This is a genomic window from Sphingomonas sp. (assembly GCF_032114135.1).
In the GTDB taxonomy this organism is placed as follows: domain Bacteria; phylum Pseudomonadota; class Alphaproteobacteria; order Sphingomonadales; family Sphingomonadaceae; genus Sphingomonas.
Genome location: NZ_DAMCTA010000001.1, coordinates 2,044,679 through 2,059,895, shown reverse-complemented (window position 1 = coordinate 2,059,895; position 15,217 = coordinate 2,044,679). Strand labels below are relative to the sequence as shown.

The window sequence follows — 15,217 nt, the reverse complement described above, 5'->3', positions numbered from 1 at the left end:
TCCCCTGACGGCGGCGCGCCTGTAGGGCGGGTGCGCTGCCAGGGGAGACGGTATGATCGAGATCGCCAGCGCGCGGCTGACCGCCGCGATCAACCCGCACGGGGCCGAGCTGTCGTCGCTGCGCGATCCCGCCGGGCGCGAGTTGATGACCGACGGCGACCCTGCCTTCTGGTCGGGCCGGGCGCCGCTGCTGTTCCCTATCGTAGGGCGGCTGGTCGGCGACCGCTATCGGCTGGACGGCAAGGACTATAGCCTGCCGCAGCATGGCTTCGCGCGACGTCGCGACTTCGCCTTGATCGAACACGGCCCGGATCGCGCGATCTTCCGGCTGGAGGACGATGCCGAGACCCGCGCGGTCTATCCCTTCGCCTTCACGCTCGATGCGAGCTATCGGCTGGAAGACAAGACGCTGTGGATCGAGATCGCGGTAACCAATCGCGACACGCGCGACATGCCCGCCAGCTTCGGCTTCCACCCGGCCTTCGCGTGGCCGCTGCCCTATGGGCATCCGCGTGCCGACCACCGGATCCTGTTCGATGAACCGGAATTCTCGTCGCTCCGCTACATCGGCGAAGGCGGCATCGCGCCGGACCGCCGGACCAGCCCGGTGGAAGGGCAGACGCTGCCACTCTCCGACGACCTGTTCACCGCCGACGCGCTGATCTGGGACCAGCTCGCCAGCCGCGGGCTGCTGTACGGCGCCGAGGACGGGCCGCAGCTGCGCATCCGCTTCCCCGATACCGGCCTGCTCGGCATCTGGACCAAGCCGGGCGCGCGCTTCGTCTGCGTCGAGCCCTGGTGGGGCATGGCCGATCCGGCGGGCTTCGACGGCGAGATTTGGGACAAGCCCGGCATCCAGCGGCTGGCCCCCGGCGAGACGCGGCGCTTCGCGATGGATGTCACGCTTCTAGATTGAGTCGGCGTTGCAGGATTACGTCCAAGGGCGTATCTTCACGACATGGCGCAGGACGTCGATCTCGGCCCGGAACTGGAAAAGCTCGTGGCCGATCTCGTCGCCAGCGGCCGTTTCGCCTCGCGGCATGCGCTGTTGGAGGAAGGCGCCCGCCTCGTCGTCAAATACAGCCGGCAGCTGGACGCGCTTGAAGCCGCGATCGAGGCCGGGATTGCCGATGAAGAAGCGGGCCGACTTCTCGACACCGACGAACTGGTCGACCATCTGCATCGCCAGCTGAGCAAACGCTCCGCAGCATGATCCTTCGATGGTCGCAGACCGCGCGGGACGATCTGACCGACATCCTTCTCCATATTGCTGCTGACGATCCGGCGACGGCGCTGCGCTTCATCGACGGGCTCACCGCAGTGGGCGAAGCCTTGCTCGATGTGCCACGTGGCTATCCGTTGGTGGATGGTATCCGCGCCAAGGACATTCGGCGGCGCAGCTACCGCGGCTATGGCCTGTACTACCGCGTGACGGGCGAGCGGCTGACTGTCCTCCGCGTCCTGCACGGCGCGCGGGATGTCCACTCGCTGCTGGATAAAAACCCCGCCACCGACTAAGGCGTCGCGATTCTCCCTCCGTTCGAAGCACCCGCATGTCCCCCTCCGATCGTCGTACGTTCGCCATCATCTCGCACCCGGACGCGGGCAAGACCACGCTCACAGAAAAGCTGCTGCTGTTCGGTGGCGCGATCCACCTTGCCGGCGAAGTGAAGGCGCGCGGCCAGGCGCGGCGTGCGCGCTCGGACTGGATGAAGATCGAGCAGCAGCGCGGCATTTCGGTCACCAGCTCGGTGATGACCTTCGAGCGGCAGGGCGTGACGTTCAACCTGCTCGACACGCCGGGCCACGAGGACTTCTCGGAAGACACCTACCGCACGCTGACCGCCGTGGATTCCGCGGTGATGGTGATCGACGTCGCCAAGGGCATCGAGAGCCAGACGCGCAAGCTGTTCGAGGTTTGCCGGTTGCGCAACGTGCCGATCATCACCTTCGTCAACAAGGTCGATCGCGAGGGCCGCGAGGTGTTCGCGACGCTGGACGAAGTGGCCGAGCTGCTCCAGCTCGACGTGGTGCCGATGACCTGGCCGGTGGGCATGGGCGGCACCTTCGAGGGCATCTTCGATCTCGCCACCAACCGCCTGCTGCTGCCCGAGGGCGACAGCCGCGAGTTCCAGGGCAAGGTGATCCAGACCAGCGGCGTCGACGATCCGCAGCTTGACGCAATCGTCTCGCCCGCGAACCTCGCCAAGCTGCGCGAGGATGTCGAGCTGGCCCAGGCCGGCTATGCGACGTTCGACGGCGAGGCCTTTCGCAATGGCGACATGACGCCCGTCTATTTCGGCTCGGCGCTGAAGGAGTTCGGCGTGGATTCGCTGATCGCCGCGATCGCCGAGTTCGCCCCGCCGCCGCACGCGCTGCCGGCCGAGCCCGAACCCGTCGAGCCGACCCGTGACGAAGTCACCGGCTTCGTGTTCAAGGTCCAGGCCAACATGGACCCCAACCACCGCGACCGCATCGCGTTCATGCGGCTGGTCTCGGGCACCTTCAAGCGCGGCATGAAGCTGACGCCGACCGGCCATGGCAAGCCGATCGCGATCCACTCGCCGATCCTGTTCTTCGCCCGCGAGCGCGAACTGGCCGACGAGGCGTTTCCGGGCGACATCATCGGCATCCCCAACCACGGCACGCTGCGGGTGGGCGACACGCTGTCTGAGCGGGCGGGGGTGCGGTTCACCGGGCTGCCCAATTTCGCGCCGGAAATCCTGCGCCGCGTCGCGCTCAAGGACCCGACCAAGACCAAGCAGCTCCGCAAGGCACTGGACGATCTGTCCGAGGAGGGCGTGATCCAGGTCTTCTATCCGGAGATCGGATCGAACTGGATTATCGGCGTGGTCGGCCAGCTGCAGCTCGACGTGCTGCTCAGCCGGCTCGAGGCGGAATATAAGGTGGGCGCGGTGCTCGAGCCTTCGCCCTATGACACCGCGCGTTGGATTTCGTCCGAGGACCCGGCCGCGCTCAAGGAGTTCCTGGACCTCAACCGCGGCGCGCTCGCCAAGGATCGCGACGGCAATCCCGTCTTCCTGGCCAAGTCGGCCTGGGAAGTCGGCTATATCGCCGAGCGCTACAACAAGGTGAAGTTCGCGGCGACGCGCGAGCGGTAATCAGGCCGCTGCGCGCTGCTGCTCGCGGCCGCGCTCGCCGAGGCCACTGGCGATCCAGTCGCGGATGCGCTCGGCGCGGCCGCGATCGGCTTCGAACTTGGCGAGCAGCTCCTCAGCGCCGCCGGTGTCCGTACCGGCGGCACGCATCATGGCGAGGACTTCCTGCTGGGCGGCAATGTGACGCTCGGCGAGCACCACATTCTTCTCGGCTTTGACGAGGTCGGTCGGGGTATAGCTCATGTGGTTATTATAGAAGTAACCACGCAAAAGCGGGAATCGCGCGGCTATTCGACCCAGTCCGCCGCCAGCCGCTTGCTCGCCAGCGCCATCAGGATGCCGGCGACGAGGTACAGGCCGAGGCCCGCCGCGATCGCGTAGCGCAGGCCGTCCGCCGCTCCGTATGCGGGCGTCAGCTGCTTGGAGAGCAGGCCGATCACCCAGCTGCCCAGCCCCAGCCCGATCAGGTTGTTGATCAGCAGGAACGAGGCCGAAGCAGTGGCGCGCATCTGTGGCGGCACGAGGTGCTGGACGGCGGTGAGCACCGGTCCGAGCCAGACATAGACCAAGGCCTGCGGCACCAGGAACAGCAGGAACGCCGCCTGCCAGCTCTGCGCGAGCACGCCTGCGACGAACAACGGCAGGCCGAGAACGTAGCAGATCGCCGGCGCCAGCGCGTACCATTTGCGATCCCGGCGCCCCAGCCGGTCGCCGAGCCAGCCGCCAAGCAGGATGCCCGCGACGCCGCCGGTCAGCGCCAGCCCGCCGAAGAACTGGCCGACCTGCGCCAGGTTGAGCTGGAAGCTGCGCAGGATCAGGCTCGGCAGCCAGAAGGCGACGCCGTAGCCGCACATCGATCCCGCAGCCGCGCCGAAGGCGAGCAGCCAGAAGCTCGGCTTGGCGGAGAGGATGCCGAAGACGCGGGACAGCGGCACTTGGTCCTTGGCGGGCGCGGCGCGCGGCGGATCGCGGACGATCCACTTGAACGGCAAGGCGATCAGCAGCCCGAGCAGCCCGACGACGAGGAAGGCGGTGCGCCACTCCACCGTCTGCGCGATATAGCCGCCGAGGAGGGCGCCGCCGGCCGAACCTAGCGGAATGCCCAGCGAATAGATCGACAGCGCGCGCGACCGGCGCTCGGCCGGATAGGCCTCGGCGATCAGCGCATAGCTGGGCGCCACCCCGCCCGCTTCGCCGACGCCGACGCCCAGCCGGAAGAGGAACATGCTCGTGAAATGCTGCGCCGTGCCGCACAGCGCGGTGAAGGCGCTCCAGATGCCGAGCGAGACGGCGATCACCCAGCTGCGGCTGGTGCGGTCCGCCAGCATCGCCAGCGGGATGGCGAGCGTCGAATAGAGCAGCGCGAAGGCGAAGCCGCCCAGCATGCCGAGCTGCCCGTCGTCGAGCCCCAGGTCCGCCTTCACCGGCTGGGCGAGGATCGAGAGGATCTGCCGGTCGAGGAAGTTGAAGATATAGACCAGCAGCAGCATCGCGAGGACGAGGCCGCGCGGCGTGGTGGGACGGGTGGGGTGCGGGGGCATGGTGGGTCCTTTGTGCGGGGCAAGCTCGAAAAGTGCTAGTGCGTTGCTTGCGGTCACCCTCACCCTTCCGCCGCTACGCGGCTCCCTCCCTCTCCCTTGGAACGGAGAGGGATTCCGGCGCCCTCTCTCTTCCAAGGGAGAGGGAGGGGACCCGCCGCCGTAGGCGGTGGGGAGGGTGAGGGTGATTGTCGTCCCCTAGAACTTCACCGTCCCCGTCACGAACACCTGCCGCGGATTGCCGTAATAGCCGGTCAGCACGCCCTCGGTCCCCAGCGTCGGCACATAGGCCCCCGCCGGCGTCCGCAGGAAATCGCCCGTGTCCGGGTTCTGTGCGAGGAAGTTGTAGCCCGAGACGATGTAGCGCTTGTCGAACAGGTTGCGGCCATGCACCCCGATCGAGAACATCTTGTTGATGTCCCAGTTCACATTCGCGTCGAACAGCGTGAAGCCCGGCTGGTCGAGCATCGGCGTGCGCAGCTCGAACTGCTGCGAGGCGCTGCGGTACGAGGCAGTGAAGCTCGCCGCCACCTGGCCGTCGCTGCCGACCGGCACCGAATAGCCGATCGTGCCGCTGGCGGTCCAATCCGGCGTGTTCTGGATGCGGCGGCGGCTCGCGACGTCGATCCCGCGCGAATCGATGAAGCGCTTGTACCGTGCATCGAGATAGCCGACCGACCAGTTGAGGTTGAGCGTGCCGCCCGGGGTCACCAGATCGCGCGCGGCGATCAGATTGCCCTCGAACTCCACACCGCGCATCCGCGCCTTGCCGGCATTGGTGGTGATGCCGATGAAGGTCTGCTGGCCGTTGATGGTGGTGCCGATCGAACCCGGCACCTGCACGTCGGTGTAGTCGGCATGGAAGGCGGCGAGCGCGAAGGTCAGCCGGCGATCGAACAGCGCCGCCTTGTAGCCGAGCTCGTAGCTGCTCACCGTCTCGGGATCGAACGACATGAAGTCATAGACCTGTGCGGGCGTGCACGGCGTGCCGCTCGGCGTACGGCAGGCGCTGGTCTGGCCGCGCGGATCGAAGCCGCCGCCCTTGAAGCCCTTCGACCAGCTTGCATAGAGCGTGTGGTCCCGGCTCGGCTTGAAGCTGATCGAGGCGCGCGGGGTGAACTTCTTGAAATCGGCGCTGCCGCGGAAATCCGAAGTGGTGACGGCAAGGACGCCGGTGCCGCCGAAATAGGGCGAGCCGCCGCCGAGATAGGTCTGGCGCAGCACGCGCGACTGGCGCTGGTCCCAGGTGTAGCGCCCACCCGCCGAGATGCTGAACATCGGGGTGAGATCGTAGGTGAAGTCGCCGAACACCGCGACGGTATCGGTGTTCACGTCGCCGAAGGTCAGCGCGGTCACCCCGCCGGGCAGCCGCACGTCGAACACGGTGCGCGCCTTGGCATCGAGATAATAGACGCCGAGCAGGCCCGAGAGTCCGCCGGTATCCACCAGCAGCTGCGCTTCCTGGCTGAACTGCTTGTTGTTGTAGAAAGCCGGCACGTCGACCTGCACCGACGGCAGCGCGTCGAAGTCGATCGGCGTGGCGCTGTCGTCCTTGCGATAGGCAGTGATCGATCGGAAGGTCAGCCAGTCGGCCGGGCGCAGCTCGGCGAGGCCGGTCACGCCCCAGGCCTTCACATCCTGGCGCGGGGTGACGAGCCCGCCCTGCGAATCAAACTTGTCGACCAGCACCGGCGTGCCGCTGACGATGCCGGGGATCAGCCGGTGGCCGCCGCGGCTGTTGCTCTTGTCATGGGTATAGTCGCCGGAGACGCGGAAGAAGGCGCCGCTGCTCGGTTCGTACTCGATCGTGCCGCGGGCGGCCCACAGGTCCTTGTTGTAATTGTCCTGCCCCGTGGTGAGGTTGGTGCCGAAGCCGCCGCGGCTCAGCCGCGCGCCGGCGGCGCCGATCTTGAGGCCAGTGTCGCCGATCGGCGCGCTGGCGCTCACCACCAGATCGGCCTGATTGTAGCTGCCATAGCTGCCGCGCAGCTGGAGCGTCGGGTCGGCGCCGATCCGCTTGGTGACGTATTTCACCGCGCCGCCGATCGTGTTGCGGCCATAGAGCGTGCCCTGCGGCCCGCGCAGCACCTCGATCCGCTCGACGTCGTAGATGTCGAGCACCGCCGCCTGCGGGCGGTTCAGGTACACATCGTCGAGATAGAGCCCCACGCCCGCCTCGAACCCGGCGACCGGATCCTGCTGGCCGACGCCGCGGATAAAGGCGGACAGCGTGTTGTTGGTGCCGCGCGAGACCTCGAGCGAGACGTTCGGGGCGGACTGCGCGATGTCGGTAATGTCGAGCGCGCCCTGCGCGTTCAGCTGCGCGCCGCTGATCGCGGTGACGGCGATCGGTACGTCGATCAGGCTTTCGGCGCGGCGGCGGGCGGTGACGATGATCTCGCCGTCCTGCTGCTGCTGGGCGATTTCGGTGGTCTGGCCGGCGGCTTCGCTGTCCTGGGCGAAGGCGGGCGTGGCGGCGAGCAATGCGGCGCTCGCGAGCAGGACGATACGAACGGAATCGTGCCGTGACATGGTAATCCTCCCCTGGTGCAACCCATCTTTGAACGCGGGTTGTAAGCCGTTGCGCGAAGCTATACTGAAACCTGAACCGGGTTTCAACTTGGGATGTGAAGGGGAGGCGGAGCATGGCGGGCGAGCGTGGCATTCTAGCCACTTCCGGAGCCGTAGCGGGTGAAGCTGCCAGCGATAACAAGGTTCCGCGCACCGAGCGCGGCCGCCGGACGTTGCGCGCAATCCTCGATGCCGCCGCGGCGGAGTTCGGCGAGAAGGGCTTCCACGAAGGCTCGATCAGCGGGATCACCCGGCGGGCCGGCGTCGCGCTAGGCAGCTTCTACACCTATTTCGATTCGAAGGACGCGGTGTTCCGGGCGCTGGTCCGCGACATGAGCGACCAGGTGCGCGAGCATGTCGGCCCGGCGCTCCGCGGCGCACGCGACCAGATCGATGCCGAACGGGCGGCGCTGCTCGCCTTCATCCGCTTCGCGCGCACGCACAAGGAGATTTACCGAATCGTGGACGAGGCCGAGTTCGTCGACCCCGCGAGCTTCCGCCACCATTATGCCAGCACCGCCGATCGCATCGCCGCCCGCCTGCGTGCCGCCGCCGAGCGCGGCGAGGTGCGCGAGGATGTGAGCGAGATCCACGCCTGGGCGATCATGGGGATGAACGTGTTCCTCGGCCTGCGCTACAGCGTGTGGGACGAGGGCACGCCGCCCGAGGCGATCGCCGACGTGGTGGCGCAGCTGCTGGCACGGGGGATCGGCACCGGCCGCTAGCGGCTTGCAACGCCACGTCGCGATGCTAGCGTGTGTTATATGAGTAACGCACAAGGTTCCGGGCGGTTTACTTTCCGTCTGGCCGGCATCGGGCTGGCGTTCGCCGCGGCGGTCCACCTCGCCGCCTATGCAGCCGGTCCGGCATGGATGGCCTGGCTTGGCGCGCCGCCGATCGTGCTTGCCTCGCGCGCCGCGGGGACGTGGCTCGCGCCGGTCGGGACGATGTTGATCGCGGGACTGCTGCTGGGGCTGGCCGCCCTGTGTCGAGTGCCGCCACGCGGGCGACTGCACCGCGCGGCGCTGGCGGGGATCGCCGGCCTCTTCGTCCTTCGCGGGCTGCTGGTGCTGCCATATTGGGCGGGGCTGCGCGACCTGCGCACGCCGATCGGCCGCTTCGTGATCCTTGGCGATTCGTTTGCCGCCGGCTCGCTCCTCGTGCTGGCGATCGGCCTGCTGCTGGCGGGCGGGCTGGTCGCCACCCGCCGACAGCCCCTTACTTCTTCGCGAGCAGCTCCTTGAGGCCGGCCAGCGCCTTGGTCGGCCCGGCTTCCTCCTCGCTCTTCACCCCGGCTTCGCGCAGCACCTCGGCGGCACGCGGGCTGCGCGGATAGGGATCGAGCTCGAGCGCCATCGTCTCGGCCGCGGCCTCGCCCAGGTCGATCGTGCCGCCCGAATAGAAGACGGTGTCGCACTCGTCCTCGGTCAGCTCCACCTCGTCCTCGCCGGTGGTGGCGGGCTCGGGGACGAAGCGGATGGCGAAATCCTGCTCGACCTTGGCGGGCAGCGGATCGCCGGTGACGACGCAGGCCTGCGTCAGCCGCGCGGACAGATGCCCGCGCGCGACCACCCCCTGCGCATCGCGGCGTAGATGGTAGACGGCCTCCAGTTTCTCGATCGTCTTGAGGCCGAAGCGGGTGCTGAGCGCAGCGCGCTCGGCTTCGTTCGCGGTGATCTGGACGTCGCTTTCGCCGGCACCGATCTGGTCGAGCCGGTGGGGGCGGGGAAATTCTACATCGGTCATTCGGGAAGCTCTCCTGCGATTACCCGCGCCAGCGGCAATGCCGCCAGCGCATCGCGAAAGGCGCGCAGCCGCGCCTCGACATGGGTGACGGCGGCGGGCGCGGGGGCCTCGCCGCGATAGAGGTTGCGGACCAGCGCCGGGCCGAGGTCGCCCTCGGCAAGCCCGCTGCGATAGGCGCCGAGCCGGCCGCCGAGCATGCCCATCATCCGGCCGACATGCTTGCCGACGATGATGTCGCCGATGCCGATCTCGCGCAGCTGGCCGTCCATATCGTCGATGAAGCACTCCGCGACCGCAGTGCTGGTCGGGATGCCGGCAGGCGCTTCCTCCAGCCGAAGCAGTACGATGCACAGCACCGCCGCGATCATGTCGAACCGGCCGTCGACCGTGTCCGGCACCGCGCCGGCGGTGTACCAGTGCGGCGCACGGCCGCGCGCGACCACGCCCGCATAGAGCTGCGGGGCGGTGCCGCGATGGGGCTTGCCGAAGAGCCGCTGGAGCATTCGCATCGCCGTTGTTCGTGCCTTCCTTGGGTGCGACCTTGTTTGGCCGCATTTTGCCGCATATTGAGGCCTTCGGCCCGCGATGCAATCCGGGGGCCGCTCGTGTTTGCCTGGAGATCCTGATGTCGCTTCCCGTTCGCACGCTCGGCACCGCCGCGTTGTTGGTCGTGCTCGGCACCACCGCCTGTACGCCGGTGCGGACGCATCAGGGCTATGTCGTCGATCACGACCTGGTCGCCTCGGTGCAGCCGGGCATAGATACGCGCGATTCGGTGATGCAGACGCTCGGTCATCCGAGCTTCACCAGCCAGTTCAACGAAGGCGAGTGGTTCTACGTCGCCCGCGACAGCAGCAACTTCGCGTTCCGAAACCCCAAGGTGAAGACGCAGACGACGTTGCGCATCCGCTTTGACCAGGCGGGCAACGTGACGTCGATCGACCAGACCGGCGTCGAGCTGGCCGCTTCGATCGATCCCTATGGCAAGACCACCCCGACGCTGGGCCGCCGCCGCAGCTTCTTTTCCGATCTGTTCGGCAATATCGGTACCGTCGGCGCGCCGGGTGCCGGCCCGGGTGGCGGCGGCAACACCGGCCCCTAAGTTGCTTTCAATCGGCTGACTGAACCGTTCGCGCAACGTTCAGCGATGCTTGACCATAGATGTTCGCAAGCCGGGCTTCGGACCGGCGGGTTCGATCAGGATGGAGAAGCATATGAAGAAGCTCGTTCCCATCGCCCTGCTGACGGCGATCGCGGCTCCCGCGATGCTGGTGCCCGCGGGCGCCATGGCGCAATCGCGCGCCGAGCTGCGCGACGATCGCCGCGACATTCGTGACGCCCAGCAGGACTTGCGCCGCGCCCAATGGTCGGGCGATCCGCGCCGTGTCCAGCAGGAACGCCGCGACCTGCGCGAGGCGCATCGTGAATATCGAGAGGATCTGCGCGACCGCGACCGCCGCTGGGCCGACAATGACTGGCGCAGCTGGCGTGACCACAATCGCGGGCTCTATGCCCGCGGCGAGTGGCGGGCGCCGTTCCGGTATAATCGCTTCCAGCCGGGGGCGCGGATCGGTGCCGCCTATTACGGACCGCGCTATGTCATCGGCGATCCCTGGCGCTATCACCTGCCACGGCCCGGATACAGCCAGCAGTGGGTACGCCACTATGACGACGTACTGCTGGTCGATACGCGGCGCGGCAGCGTGATACGGGTAGTCCCGGGTTTCTATCGCTGACAAAAAACGGCCGCATCGACTCTGTCGATGCGGCCGGTTCCAAGTTGCGGGTTATCCCAGGGAACTGTTGCCTCGCGAGAACGTCGGCGATCTCCGGTGGTTCCGTGAAAATACCGCCGGAATGGTTCAATCTTCCAGCAAACGCGCCTATCGCGTCGTGATTTACGGCCGTCTTCTACGCGGTTCCTGAAACGTTCAGGTTGCTCTAGCTGCCTTTCCTCGCAACTATGCGGGTATCCGAATCGGATGCATAACCCGGGGGGGGGAATGCGAATGGTGCTGAGTATCCTTGATGCTGCGACGCACGAGCTGACCCTATTCGCTGCCATATTTCTTGCGATCGGCGGGATCGACGATTGTATCGTCGATGCACTTTTTCTTGTCCTTTGCATAACAAGACGTGCCGATGCCCGGAAGTCGATTGTCGAGATACCCGATGAGGCTGCAGGTTGCCGGTTCGCCATCTTCGTGCCGGCCTGGGACGAGTCTGCGGTAATCGCATCGATGCTGCGTGCGATGCTCGCACGCTGGCGGGGGGGGGCATACCGCATCTATGTCGGCACCTACCCCAATGATCCGGCAACGATCGCAGCAGTGCTTTCGCTCGGTGCGGACGATTCGCGCGTGCGCCTGGTGATCGGCGGGCGACCGGGGCCGACGACCAAGGCGGATTGTCTCAACGTGCTATGGGCGGCGCTGACGCGGGACGAGGCAGCCGAGGGGGAGCGCTTTACGGCAGTCGTGCTGCACGACGCCGAGGACGTGGTGCACCCGCGCGAGCTCGACGTGTATGCCGGATGGATCGGCACGCACGCCGCGGTTCAGCTGCCGGTGGCGCCGCTCTGCCAGCCGGGATCGCGCCTGGTGTCGGGCCACTATCTAGACGAGTTCGCCCAGTCGCATGGCGCGACGTTGCTGGTGCGACAGATGCTGGGCGCCAGCATGCCGCTTGCCGGTGTGGGATGCGCGATCCGCTGCGACGTGCTGCGCCGGATCGCCGATATACGCGGCGCCCCGTTCGACGCGACGAGCCTCACCGAGGATTACGAACTCGGTCTGCACCTGCGTGCGCTGGGTAGCCGCTGCGCCTTTGTTCGCGCGGCCGAATGTCCTGGCGGCCCCCCCGTGGCCGTTCGCGCCTATTTTCCGGCCAGCGTCTCGGCGGCGGTGCGGCAAAAGGCGCGCTGGATGGCCGGCATCGCGCTAGCGGGATGGGATCGCACCGGCTGGGGGCTGCCGTGGGACGTTGGCGACCATTGGATGCGGATGCGCGACCGCCGCGTCACGCTCGCGATGCCGGTGCTCGCCATCGCCTATGCTGCGCTGCTCTGCTGGGGGCTCTCGGCGCTCTGCCATGTGCTGATCGGCGACGCGCCTTCCGCGCAAGACCCTTTGCTCGCATGGCTGGTGGCACTCAACCTGGCGTTGCTCGGCTGGCGACTGGTGATGCGTACCGCGCTCGTCGTGCGCCTCCACGGCTGGCGCGAGGGCTGCTGGGCGACGCCGCGGATGATGGTCGGCAATTACATCGATCTGCTCGCCGCACGACGCGCGTTGTGGATGTACGTCCGCTTGCTCGCCGGCGGCCCGTTGCGCTGGGAAAAGACCGCGCACCAGTTTCCCGGTACATCGTTCGATCCGCAAATGGCCGCCGCATGAACCGCAGGGGCCGCGGTCGGCCGCTGCGGTTCGTCGGCGTTGTGGGGCTGGGGTGGATCGGACTGCGGTGCGTGTTGTTGTGGCCGCCGGTTGCAAACATGGCATCGGTAGCGACTCCGCGGCCGCCAAATCGCGCGGTACCTGCGGCGCCCCCGATGCAGCGGGTCATTGCGTTCGATCCCGCCCGGGTCGTGATGCGCCTCCGGCCGAGGCGGACGGCGCTGCCGCATTTCGCCGCGCCGGTTGTCGGACGACGTGCAACGTCGTCGCCCGTTTTAGTTACCAGAGGCGCCTCGGCGCCGGCCCTAGGCACCCAGGGTGCGGGGATGGTATCGATGACGGCGCCGGCGCAGGCCTTTCCCGGGCTGCGCTCGGACTTGCCGGTGCGCACGGCATCACGCCGGTGGAGCGGCAGCGCCTGGCTGGCGCTGCGCGCCGGCCAAGGCATCGGCGTGGCGCCGGCGGCAGGCCAACTTGGTGGCAGCCAATATGGCGTGCGCGTGGTGCGAGCGCTCGACGCGCGGGGCAGGCTGGCGGCGGTCGGACGCCTTGCCGAGCCCCTGCGCGGGCGGGGGGCGGAAGTCTCGCTCGGGTTCGAGTGGGGGCCGGCCCGCCTCCCGCTGCGGCTGGCCGTCGAACAGCGGTTCGGCCTGGACGGCATCCAGGGCGGGCCGGGGCTGGGCGTGGTGACCGGGCTATACCGCGACCTCGCAGGCATGCGTATCGAGGCTTATGGTCAGGCTGGCGGAATCCTCCGCACGCGGCTGGAGCCCTATGCCGATGGCGCGCTGCGGCTGACCCGCACCGTTGCTGCGCAACGCGCGACAATGCTGTCGGCCGGGGTCGGCGGCTGGGGCGCCGCACAGCGTGGCGTGCAGCGGCTCGATATCGGCCCCACCTTGGTCGCCAGCGTGCCGATCGGTGCGCTGCAAACGCGCATCGCGCTCGATTGGCGGCAGCGGATCGCCGGCAACGCGCGCCCAGGCTCGGGCGTCGCGCTTACGCTGGGCAGCGATTTCTGAGGCCTACGTCCCGCGAAACCTCACCTTCGCCCTTTCGCATGCCCGCACAAACCGGCTAGGCCTAGGGTCGCATGGATCTGTACCTTCCCATCGCCAACCTTTCGGTGAACGCGCTTGTGATCGTGGCGCTGGGGCTGGGCGTGGGGCTGCTTTCGGGCATGTTCGGCGTTGGCGGCGGCTTCCTCACCACGCCGCTGCTGATCTTCTACGGCATTCCGCCCACCGTGGCGGCGGCCTCGGCGGCAAGCCAGGTGACCGGCGCCAGCGTCTCCGGCGTGTTCGCGCATTTCCGGCGCAAGGGTGTCGACGTGCAGATGGGCGCGGTGCTTGTCACCGGCGGCATTCTCGGCAGCCTGCTCGGTGCCTGGTTTTTCAAGCTGCTGCAGGCAAGCGGCCAGATCGACGTGGTGATCGGCGTGCTCTACGTCGTGCTGCTCGGATCGATCGGCGGGCTGATGGCCAAGGAATCGGTCGGCGCGATCCGCGTCTCGCGCGGCGCGCGGCCGGCCAAGGCGCGCAAGCGGCGACACCATCCGCTGGTCGCGGCGCTGCCGTTCCGCTGGCGCTTCTACGCCTCGGGCCTCTACATTTCGCCGCTGGCGCCGCTGCTCCTCGGCGTGTTCACCGGCGTGCTGACCATGCTGCTCGGCGTAGGCGGCGGGTTCATCCTGGTACCGGCGATGCTGTATATCCTCGGCATGGGTACGCAGACCGTGGTCGGCACCTCGCTGTTCCAGACGCTGTTCACCACCGCGGTGGCGACGATGGTCCACGCGACGACGACCAAGGCGGTCGACATCGTTCTGGCGATCCTGCTGCTGCTCGGCTCGGTCGTCGGCGCGCAGCTCGGCGCGCGCTTCGCCGCCAAGGCAAAGCCCGAATACCTGCGGCTGCTGCTCGCGGTGATCGTGCTGCTGGTCGCGGCGCGAATGCTGGCGGGTCTCGCCTGGCGGCCCGACGAGATCTATTCGGTCGGCGCCGCGTGAAACGGGCGGGCGCGCTCGTGCTGCTCGCCCCGCTGCTGATGGGGCAGGCCAAGCCCGAGCTGGTGCCCGACGTCTCGCAGCGCGACATCGAGATCGCCTACAGCTTCACCGGTGCCGAGCTGCTGCTGTTCGGCGCGATCCTCTATCCCGGTGGCCGCGCACCGGGCGAGGGCGAGCGGCCGGCGGACATCGTCGTGGTGATCAAGGGGCCCACCGAATCGGTGGTGGTCCGCGAGAAATCGAAGGTCGCGGGCATCTGGGTCAATGCCGAGCAGATGCGCTATCGTTCGGCGCCGAGCTTCTACGCGATGGCCTCGTCGCGGCCGATCCGCCAGCTCGTCGACGAGCGGACGCGCGCGATCTACGAGTTGGGGCTGGACAGTCTGCAACTCTCCCCCGCGTCGGGCGCCACGCCGCGGATCCAGCAGCGCTTCGATCGCGGGTTCGTCGATCTCAAGCGGCGAAACGGGCTGTTCTACGAGGCGCCGGGGGCCGTGGAGATCACCGGGGGCGTGCTCTATCGTGCGCGGCTCACCATTCCCGCACGCGTGCCTGTGGGGCGCTTCACCGCCGAGACCTTCCTGATCCGCGACGGCCGCGTGCTGGCGGCGGCGGTGCGGCCGATCGAGATCCGCAAGTCCGGCTTCGAGCGCTTCGTCGCGACCAGTGCCGACCGCAACGCGGTCGCCTATGGCTTGGTGGCGGTGGGCGTCTCTTTCTTGTTCGGCTGGGGCGCGGGGGCGCTCTGGCGCCGTTTCTGAGGGCGGACACCCAAAATTTACCCTGACCTGCGCATGGTACCTCGGCCTTTTTGGGGGACGCACGATGGAAGGCCAGTTT

17 protein-coding genes are annotated in these 15,217 nt (G+C 67.9%); 12 read left to right on the top strand and 5 right to left on the bottom strand.

Features of this window, described 5'->3' with window-relative positions; genetic code table 11:
* The first annotated feature begins 52 nt into the window (after positions 1 to 52).
* The 4 genes from RT655_RS09830 to RT655_RS09815 are packed head-to-tail and all read left to right on the top strand — an operon-like array spanning position 53 to position 3,122.
* Positions 53 to 916, top strand: a complete 864-nt coding sequence (locus tag RT655_RS09830) for an aldose 1-epimerase family protein (protein WP_313536431.1) — start codon at positions 53 to 55, stop codon at positions 914 to 916.
* 42 nt (positions 917 to 958) lie between these two features.
* A complete protein-coding gene (locus RT655_RS09825; RefSeq protein WP_313536430.1) occupies positions 959 to 1,213 on the top strand; it encodes a type II toxin-antitoxin system ParD family antitoxin in 255 nt (84 codons plus the stop codon).
* Complete coding sequence (locus RT655_RS09820) at positions 1,210 to 1,518, top strand: type II toxin-antitoxin system RelE/ParE family toxin (RefSeq protein WP_313536428.1); 309 nt, start codon at positions 1,210 to 1,212, stop codon at positions 1,516 to 1,518. Before RT655_RS09825 ends, RT655_RS09820 begins: the two co-directional genes overlap by 4 nt.
* 35 nt (positions 1,519 to 1,553) lie before the next feature.
* Positions 1,554 to 3,122 carry a peptide chain release factor 3 gene (locus RT655_RS09815; RefSeq protein ID WP_313536426.1) on the top strand — a complete coding sequence of 523 codons (1,569 nt, stop codon included), beginning with the start codon at positions 1,554 to 1,556 and terminating at the stop codon, positions 3,120 to 3,122.
* On the opposite strand, the gene RT655_RS09810 is transcribed toward RT655_RS09815, so the two are convergent.
* The 3 genes from RT655_RS09810 to RT655_RS09800 all read right to left on the bottom strand — a co-directional run bounded on the left by RT655_RS09810 (position 3,123) and on the right by RT655_RS09800 (position 7,189).
* A complete protein-coding gene (locus RT655_RS09810) occupies positions 3,123 to 3,362 on the bottom strand; it encodes a hypothetical protein (RefSeq protein ID WP_313536424.1) in 240 nt (79 codons plus the stop codon). It abuts the gene before it with no gap.
* Positions 3,363 to 3,406: 44 nt separating this feature from the next.
* On the bottom strand, positions 3,407 to 4,660 hold the full coding sequence (locus RT655_RS09805; protein WP_313536422.1) for an MFS transporter: 1,254 nt from the start codon (positions 4,658 to 4,660) through the stop codon (positions 3,407 to 3,409).
* A gap of 195 nt (positions 4,661 to 4,855) precedes the next feature.
* Positions 4,856 to 7,189 (bottom strand): TonB-dependent receptor, encoded by a 2,334-nt coding sequence (locus tag RT655_RS09800; RefSeq protein WP_313536420.1) that lies wholly within the window; start codon positions 7,187 to 7,189, stop codon positions 4,856 to 4,858.
* A 113-nt stretch (positions 7,190 to 7,302) separates the two neighbouring features.
* Between RT655_RS09800 and RT655_RS09795 the strand changes: the two genes are divergently transcribed.
* Together RT655_RS09795 and RT655_RS09790 are read left to right on the top strand one after the other, a co-directional pair.
* On the top strand, positions 7,303 to 7,953 hold the full coding sequence (locus RT655_RS09795) for a TetR/AcrR family transcriptional regulator (RefSeq protein ID WP_313536418.1): 651 nt from the start codon (positions 7,303 to 7,305) through the stop codon (positions 7,951 to 7,953).
* Positions 7,954 to 7,992: 39 nt separating this feature from the next.
* Positions 7,993 to 8,472, top strand: coding sequence for a hypothetical protein (locus RT655_RS09790; RefSeq protein ID WP_313536417.1), 480 nt, complete (start codon positions 7,993 to 7,995; stop codon positions 8,470 to 8,472).
* Here RT655_RS09790 and RT655_RS09785 read toward each other — a convergent pair.
* Both RT655_RS09785 and RT655_RS09780 read right to left on the bottom strand, forming a co-directional pair.
* Positions 8,447 to 8,974 (bottom strand): DUF177 domain-containing protein, encoded by a 528-nt coding sequence (locus RT655_RS09785; RefSeq protein ID WP_313536416.1) that lies wholly within the window; start codon positions 8,972 to 8,974, stop codon positions 8,447 to 8,449. The genes RT655_RS09790 and RT655_RS09785 overlap by 26 nt on opposite strands.
* Positions 8,971 to 9,483: a ubiquinol-cytochrome C chaperone family protein gene (locus RT655_RS09780; protein ID WP_313536415.1), complete on the bottom strand. Its 513-nt coding sequence runs from the start codon at positions 9,481 to 9,483 to the stop codon at positions 8,971 to 8,973. The genes RT655_RS09785 and RT655_RS09780 overlap by 4 nt, the downstream gene beginning before the upstream one ends.
* 116 nt (positions 9,484 to 9,599) lie before the next feature.
* Here RT655_RS09780 and RT655_RS09775 point away from each other — a divergent pair, with 116 nt between their 5' ends.
* From RT655_RS09775 to RT655_RS09750, 6 genes are all read left to right on the top strand, one after another.
* Positions 9,600 to 10,076 (top strand): outer membrane protein assembly factor BamE, encoded by a 477-nt coding sequence (locus tag RT655_RS09775; protein ID WP_313536414.1) that lies wholly within the window; start codon positions 9,600 to 9,602, stop codon positions 10,074 to 10,076.
* A 112-nt stretch (positions 10,077 to 10,188) separates the two neighbouring features.
* Positions 10,189 to 10,710 (top strand): RcnB family protein, encoded by a 522-nt coding sequence (locus RT655_RS09770; protein ID WP_313536413.1) that lies wholly within the window; start codon positions 10,189 to 10,191, stop codon positions 10,708 to 10,710.
* Positions 10,711 to 10,983: 273 nt separating this feature from the next.
* Positions 10,984 to 12,369: a glycosyl transferase family protein gene (locus RT655_RS09765; RefSeq protein ID WP_313536412.1), complete on the top strand. Its 1,386-nt coding sequence runs from the start codon at positions 10,984 to 10,986 to the stop codon at positions 12,367 to 12,369.
* Between the two features lie 335 nt (positions 12,370 to 12,704).
* Positions 12,705 to 13,391, top strand: a complete 687-nt coding sequence (locus RT655_RS09760) for a hypothetical protein (protein ID WP_313536411.1) — start codon at positions 12,705 to 12,707, stop codon at positions 13,389 to 13,391.
* Positions 13,392 to 13,462: 71 nt separating this feature from the next.
* Positions 13,463 to 14,377, top strand: a complete 915-nt coding sequence (locus RT655_RS09755; RefSeq protein WP_313536409.1) for a sulfite exporter TauE/SafE family protein — start codon at positions 13,463 to 13,465, stop codon at positions 14,375 to 14,377.
* A gap of 38 nt (positions 14,378 to 14,415) precedes the next feature.
* Positions 14,416 to 15,138 (top strand): TIGR02186 family protein, encoded by a 723-nt coding sequence (locus tag RT655_RS09750; RefSeq protein WP_313536942.1) that lies wholly within the window; start codon positions 14,416 to 14,418, stop codon positions 15,136 to 15,138.
* The last annotated feature ends 79 nt before the right edge of the window (positions 15,139 to 15,217 follow it).

Excerpts from the sequence above, each read along its gene's own strand:
- RT655_RS09830 (WP_313536431.1), top strand. The coding sequence starts at position 53 with ATGATCGAGATCGCCAGCGCGCGGCTGACCGCCGCGATCAACCCGCAC.
- RT655_RS09825 (WP_313536430.1), top strand. The coding sequence starts at position 959 with ATGGCGCAGGACGTCGATCTCGGCCCGGAACTGGAAAAGCTCGTGGCC.
- RT655_RS09820 (WP_313536428.1), top strand. The coding sequence starts at position 1,210 with ATGATCCTTCGATGGTCGCAGACCGCGCGGGACGATCTGACCGACATC.
- RT655_RS09815 (WP_313536426.1), top strand. The coding sequence starts at position 1,554 with ATGTCCCCCTCCGATCGTCGTACGTTCGCCATCATCTCGCACCCGGAC.
- RT655_RS09810 (WP_313536424.1), bottom strand. The coding sequence starts at position 3,362 with ATGAGCTATACCCCGACCGACCTCGTCAAAGCCGAGAAGAATGTGGTG.
- RT655_RS09805 (WP_313536422.1), bottom strand. The coding sequence starts at position 4,660 with ATGCCCCCGCACCCCACCCGTCCCACCACGCCGCGCGGCCTCGTCCTC.
- RT655_RS09800 (WP_313536420.1), bottom strand. The coding sequence starts at position 7,189 with ATGTCACGGCACGATTCCGTTCGTATCGTCCTGCTCGCGAGCGCCGCA.
- RT655_RS09795 (WP_313536418.1), top strand. The coding sequence starts at position 7,303 with ATGGCGGGCGAGCGTGGCATTCTAGCCACTTCCGGAGCCGTAGCGGGT.
- RT655_RS09790 (WP_313536417.1), top strand. The coding sequence starts at position 7,993 with ATGAGTAACGCACAAGGTTCCGGGCGGTTTACTTTCCGTCTGGCCGGC.
- RT655_RS09785 (WP_313536416.1), bottom strand. The coding sequence starts at position 8,974 with ATGACCGATGTAGAATTTCCCCGCCCCCACCGGCTCGACCAGATCGGT.
- RT655_RS09780 (WP_313536415.1), bottom strand. The coding sequence starts at position 9,483 with ATGCGAATGCTCCAGCGGCTCTTCGGCAAGCCCCATCGCGGCACCGCC.
- RT655_RS09775 (WP_313536414.1), top strand. The coding sequence starts at position 9,600 with ATGTCGCTTCCCGTTCGCACGCTCGGCACCGCCGCGTTGTTGGTCGTG.
- RT655_RS09770 (WP_313536413.1), top strand. The coding sequence starts at position 10,189 with ATGAAGAAGCTCGTTCCCATCGCCCTGCTGACGGCGATCGCGGCTCCC.
- RT655_RS09765 (WP_313536412.1), top strand. The coding sequence starts at position 10,984 with ATGGTGCTGAGTATCCTTGATGCTGCGACGCACGAGCTGACCCTATTC.
- RT655_RS09760 (WP_313536411.1), top strand. The coding sequence starts at position 12,705 with ATGACGGCGCCGGCGCAGGCCTTTCCCGGGCTGCGCTCGGACTTGCCG.
- RT655_RS09755 (WP_313536409.1), top strand. The coding sequence starts at position 13,463 with ATGGATCTGTACCTTCCCATCGCCAACCTTTCGGTGAACGCGCTTGTG.
- RT655_RS09750 (WP_313536942.1), top strand. The coding sequence starts at position 14,416 with ATGGGGCAGGCCAAGCCCGAGCTGGTGCCCGACGTCTCGCAGCGCGAC.